This is a genomic window from Candidatus Cloacimonadota bacterium (assembly GCA_011372345.1).
GTDB lineage: Bacteria > Cloacimonadota > Cloacimonadia > Cloacimonadales > TCS61 > DRTC01.
This window is the reverse complement of record DRTC01000442.1, coordinates 1-3,898: the sequence shown is the minus strand read 5'-3', so window position 1 is coordinate 3,898 and position 3,898 is coordinate 1. Positions and strand designations below refer to the sequence as shown.

The window sequence follows — 3,898 nt, the reverse complement described above, 5'->3', positions numbered from 1 at the left end:
TGGAACAAGCAGAATCAGAAGCTATTGCTGCCGAAAAAAGCGCTTCAGAATTAGAAAAAGAAAAAAACTCTTTGGAAGAAGAATTAGCAACCAAACAATCTGAACTTAAGAGTTTACAAGATTACCAGAAACAGTTGGAAGCTGGAGAATAGGAGACAAAATGAAAAAAATTATTATTATCGCTCTCATCATCCTTTTTGTAGTTCCTACTTTTTTACAGTCATTGTCAGTGACCTACCTCAGTGAAGAAGATTACAAAAAATTAAAGAAAAAAGAAAGACTGATGTATTGGGAAGAACTGGAAAATGAACTTGTTGCCCTCCAGCAAAGAAAAGCTGATGCTAATGCAGATTCTGAGAAATTTTCAGCAAGGATCGAAGAATTAGGAAGATTATTGAATGAAACCAATTCTGAATACGATAACACATACAACGAAATCCTCGACTTTTTAGGAGTCAGCAAAGCAGATTTCGCAGGCATCCAGGCAAAGATCAAATACTTCAATAATAAGATCAATAACTGGAATAATCTTTCAGATTCTGAACTCTGGGAAACAAAGAAAGCTGTTCGTGAATTAATCGCCGACTATAATGATTACCGGGAATCCAATTATACAAAAGTTCCTGATTTTGTAGATGAATTCTCCGATCTTGATAATAAGATCATCGGGCTGGAAAATAGTCTGGAAGCTGCTCGTCCAAAATATTACGAAGATGAATATACAGTTCTTAAAGGTGAAACGCTATCCAAAATATCAGGTTACAGTTTCATTTATAATGACATCACAAAATGGCCTATCATTTATCGAGCCAATCGCGACCAGATCAAAGATCCGAACCTTATCTATCCAAATCAGGTTCTAAAAATACCGAGAGGACTTCCCAACACCTGGAAAGTTTATAAAGGTGAATGCCTTTGGAGAATTGCTTCCTATCCCGAAGTTTATGGAAACGGAACTAAATGGTCTATTATTTACAGAGCAAACCAGGATCAGATCAAAGATCCAGACCTGATCTATCCAAATCAAATATTAGAGATCCCGAGAGATTAAATAGAATTTAATCTAAAATAAAAGCCTCTCTTACTCAGAGAGGCTTTCCTTATCTGAAAATTGAACAAATCAAAAATCACTATTATCACGCTGACTTCTATCTTAATTGCTATCTTGCATTTTGCTTTCAGTCCTTACAGATCAAATTCATATGAATATGATCTCAAACTTGGACAGATAGCTGAAAAAGATATAATCTCTCCATTCGAATTTAGTATCCGTAAAAGCGATGAAACAATTACAGCAGAACAGGAAGCAGCGGCAGCAAAGATCAAACCGGTCTATAAAGTATCAGAAAATTTGAAATTCAATGCTCAAAAGAACCTGGATTTCATCTTTCAACATTTTATAAATTCTGAGTTAGATTCGGAAAAAATTAAAGAGAAGCTTCAGCAAAATGGTTTCTTGATCTCGAGTAGAAACATCCGGAATCTTCTAGATGAAAAATTCAGAACTGAAATTTATACTTATTTAACGGAAGAACTTTCCGGAATTTTTGATGTTGGAATCTATAAGGATAATATCTCTTATGAAAAAATAAAATTATCCAAAGGGAAAAAAATCAGGGAATATCCATTATCAAGATTGTATTCAATAGAAGAAGCAAAGCATAAATTGATCATCGGGACACGATCTCAAAAAGAAAAAGATGTAATTTCCGAATTAGCAAACATAATCCTGATAACCAATATTGTAGTAGATAATGAAAGTACGAAATTAGAAAAGCAGAAAGCTCGGGAAAATGTTACTCAAACAATCGGAAAAGTACTCAAAAATGAAAAAATAATCAGTAAGAACAGTAAAGTAACTACGACCGAACTTCAGAAGTTGAATTCTTTGATGAATGCTCAAAAAAACAGAGAAAAATCCAAAAATAAATATGAACTTTTCCTCTCTTCATCTGGTTCATTTATTCTGTCTTTGTTCCTGATCTTCTTATTTTATTTTATTTTAAATCTTTTCTTTGATAAAAATATGCTTTCTGTTCCCAGAGTTTCTGTCTTTTCAGGTTCTTTCTTAATTTCAGTGATTCTCACGATCTTCATCAATAATATTCTAAAAGTTCCGTCCTTGATAATTCCTTTTGGATTTTCAGTCATCTTGATCTCTCTTGTTTTTAATCCCCACATCGGATTGATCTTTAATTTCTTTAACCTGATCTTTGTTGTTTGTTTTCTGAATTGGAGCGTCCTCAATCCCGCTATGTTGTGCCTATCTACTATCGGAGGTATAATTGCTCTGAAACGAATGAAAAAGAAACAGGAATATTACGCACTGGGAATTTACATTTTTATTTCATTCATAATTTTAAATATTGCCATTTCCTTACTAAAATTCGAGAATATCGCTGTTTTCTCAACCAGGTTATTTTATGGTTTTATTTCCATTATCGTGTCTATTATCGGTTTAATAATGGTTATCCCGGTGATCGAACGAAAACTTCATATGGCAACAAAACAAATATTGCTGGAATTACTCGATTTTGATAATCCTCTCCTGAAGAAAATGTCGCAGATCACTCCCGGAACATATCATCATTCTCTCATCGTTGGTAATTTAGCGGAAAGCGCTGCGGAAGCTATCGGAGCGAACTACCTGCTGGCAAGGGTCGGAAGTTATTATCATGACATCGGGAAACTCAATAATCCGCAGTTCTATATTGAAAACAATTCAAATTCGTCGGAACTGCATGATAAAATGATGGCAAATGAAAGCTCTGTCCTGATCAGGAATCATATTTCAGATGGGATTACTCTCGCTAAAAAAAATAAACTTCCCCGTCAAATATTAGATATTATTGAGCAGCATCATGGCACCGGACAAATCAGATATTTCTACAATAAAGCAATAGAAACAAACCTGGATATAGATGAAGACCAATTCTATTATTTAGGACCGAAACCGCAATCAAAAGAAGCTGCCATCGTGATGATCGCCGATATTGTCGAATCAACAACAAAATCTCTGGACGATCTTTCCGAAAAAGCCATTCAGAAAGTTCTCGATGATACGATCATCAGGCTGATAAATGACGGTCAATTAGATGAAACACCCATAACCATGAAAGAACTCGATACCATTAAAAAATATATGATGCCGATCATTATGGGAGTTTACAGAAAAAGACTTGAATATCCGGAAGTGTAGCTCGGAATTTATGTAACTCGTAACCTTTAGTACGGTTTTTGACGGATTGTTCCGAGAGAATTAACCGAAAAAGTCCGATTTTAAGATTACAATGAAACACAAACCAATCATATTAGACAATAGAACAAATAAAAATTATCCTCTTAAAATCTTTGAATCCGTTTTTAATATTGTTCAAAAAAATGAAAATATCGGAAAAGACAGTTTTGTAAATCTTATTCTGGTTGATGATGATACGATCAGAAAGATCAACAAACAATACAGGGGACTCGACAAAAGAACAGATGTTATTTCTTTTCCTTCCGAATGCAAGGAAATTCCTTTGCTCGGAGATATTATTATTGACACTAAAATTGCAAATAATCAAAAGGGAAATATGGATATAGAATCGGAATTGCAAAGAATTTTCCTGCATGGTCTTTTGCACCTGCTTGGTTATGACCATATTTCAATTAAACAACAACAAATTATGGATAAGAAAGAAAAAAACTACCTTAATTTGATTAAATTGTCTGTTTAGAAGGATTTATAATATGATTTTGACGGTTCTTTAAGAGAAATTAAAAAGAGAAAAAATTAGGAGGATAGAAAGATGTTTAAGAAAATGATGTTAAGTGTATTATTTTGGGGAGTAACGGTAAATTTGATTTATGCAAATGGAATTAAATCAAAACAACCACAGTTTGAGGATTTTATTGT

3 protein-coding genes are annotated in these 3,898 nt (G+C 33.6%); all 3 read left to right on the top strand.

Going from position 1 to position 3,898, the window contains the following annotated elements:
* Nucleotides 1-160: 160 nt before the first annotated feature.
* The 3 genes from ENL20_08600 (at nt 161) to ybeY (ending at nt 3,719) form a co-directional block, all read left to right on the top strand.
* On the top strand, nt 161-1,051 hold the full coding sequence (locus ENL20_08600) for a LysM peptidoglycan-binding domain-containing protein (GenBank protein HHE38616.1): 891 nt from the start codon (nt 161-163) through the stop codon (nt 1,049-1,051).
* 60 nt (nt 1,052-1,111) lie between these two features.
* Nucleotides 1,112-3,199 (top strand): HDIG domain-containing protein, encoded by a 2,088-nt coding sequence (locus ENL20_08595; protein HHE38615.1) that lies wholly within the window; start codon nt 1,112-1,114, stop codon nt 3,197-3,199.
* A gap of 91 nt (nt 3,200-3,290) precedes the next feature.
* Nucleotides 3,291-3,719: an rRNA maturation RNase YbeY gene (gene ybeY, locus ENL20_08590; GenBank protein ID HHE38614.1), complete on the top strand. Its 429-nt coding sequence runs from the start codon at nt 3,291-3,293 to the stop codon at nt 3,717-3,719.
* Nucleotides 3,720-3,898 lie beyond the last annotated feature (179 nt).

Excerpts from the sequence above, each read along its gene's own strand:
- ybeY (HHE38614.1), top strand. The coding sequence starts at position 3,291 with ATGAAACACAAACCAATCATATTAGACAATAGAACAAATAAAAATTAT.
- ENL20_08600 (HHE38616.1), top strand. The coding sequence starts at position 161 with ATGAAAAAAATTATTATTATCGCTCTCATCATCCTTTTTGTAGTTCCT.